Origin of the sequence: Streptomyces tricolor (assembly GCF_002155905.1) — a bacterium.
Lineage (GTDB): Bacteria > Actinomycetota > Actinomycetes > Streptomycetales > Streptomycetaceae > Streptomyces > Streptomyces tricolor.
This window is the reverse complement of sequence record NZ_MUMF01000709.1, coordinates 1-1,274: the sequence shown is the minus strand read 5'-3', so window position 1 is coordinate 1,274 and position 1,274 is coordinate 1. Positions and strand designations below refer to the sequence as shown.

The 1,274-nt window shown below is 73.4% G+C and carries 2 protein-coding genes; one reads left to right on the top strand and one right to left on the bottom strand.

Features of this window, described 5'->3' with window-relative positions:
- A partial coding sequence (locus tag CCN44_RS37910) for a protein kinase domain-containing protein (RefSeq protein WP_331478628.1) occupies positions 1-375 on the bottom strand: 375 nt, incomplete at its 3' end.
- A gap of 601 nt (positions 376-976) precedes the next feature.
- On the opposite strand from CCN44_RS37910, the gene CCN44_RS45300 reads away from it, so the two are divergent.
- On the top strand, positions 977-1,153 hold the full coding sequence (locus tag CCN44_RS45300) for a hypothetical protein (RefSeq protein ID WP_030343942.1): 177 nt from the start codon (positions 977-979) through the stop codon (positions 1,151-1,153).
- Positions 1,154-1,274 lie beyond the last annotated feature (121 nt).

Sequence of the window (1,274 nt, the reverse complement as noted above, 5' to 3'; positions counted from 1 at the left end):
CAGGGCCGCGCCGATCGCCGCCGTGTCCGCCGCGCCGAGAGGGCCCTCGTCGGCCACCTTGTCGTGCAGGGAGGGGCCGGGCACGTACTGGGTGGCGAACCAGGGCCGCTCGGCCTCCAGGTCCGCGGCGACCAGCCGGGCCGTGCACCCGCCCCGGATGCGCCGGGCCGCCGACACCTCGCGCGCGAACCGCGACCGGAACTCCTGGTCCTCCGCCAGATCGGGCCGGATCACCTTCAGCGCGACCCGCTGCCCCTTCTTGTCGGAGCCGAGATAGACCACGCCCATCCCGCCCGCGCCGAGCCGTCGGTGAAGCCTGAACGAGCCGACGACGCGCGGGTCCTCGCGCCTCAGGCGCATCATCGCCATGTTCATCCCCGCTGCCCGGTCCTGTGACGTGGCACAGCTTACGTTTCCCCGGCCGCCTGCGCGCAGAGGCCGCGCCCTCTCGGCCGGACGGATTGTGTGGGCCGTCCGGGGGAGGTGAAACGCGGTCAGCACGCCCTGTGGTACGGCGACTTCCGGTCACCAAGGGGGTCAACCGGCCAGCGGAGCAGGGAGGTTGGGCGTGCGCGAGGGCGGGGCACACGGGCGCGCGCACCCGTCGGCCGACGGCCCGCGACGGCCCGCGGACCCGGCCGCACCCCGGATCGCCCGTGCTGCCGTGCGCCCCTCCCGACCCCGCCCCGAGTGATCGAAGTCACTCCATCCGGCCCGCAGGACGCATCCGAAATGACCGGACAGAGCGGACGCCCCCTCCGGGAAGACCCCGAGACCCTGGCGTGCGTCTCCACCCAGGGGAGTACTTCGCAGGTCATGGCTCATCCTTCGGGAGGCCCGGCAATCGGTACGAGGGCATGACGCCCGGTGGTCGCCGCGCGCCTAGATTTGAGGTCAAGCGGCGGGTGCAGCACTCGTCCCCCGAGGTCAGGCACCCGCCGCTGCCGAAGACAACCGAACGGTCAGGAGAGGGACCATGGCCCACACGGCACCGCGACGCCCCGCGTTCGCCCCGCGCCGCACGGGTCGTCGCCACCCCTTGGTGGCGACGCTCATGGCCCTTCCCCTGGCGGCCCTGCTCCTGCTCGTCTTCGACGGCTGGGAGACGGTGGCCACACAGGCGTCGTCCGTGGGTGCGATGCTGGGGCGCTGAGCGGCGACCCCAGGCCCGGAAGAGCGGTCCGGGCGGGGACATCCATCCATGAAACCCCGTGGGGACGGGGGTGCGGCGGACGGCACAAATGCCGGCGCAGCTGGGGAGCTGCGCCGGCATT

What these genes read in the sequence shown, in the direction of transcription:
- CCN44_RS45300 (WP_030343942.1), top strand. Translation starts at nt 977, where the DNA reads ATGGCCCACACGGCACCGCGACGCCCCGCGTTCGCCCCGCGCCGCACG.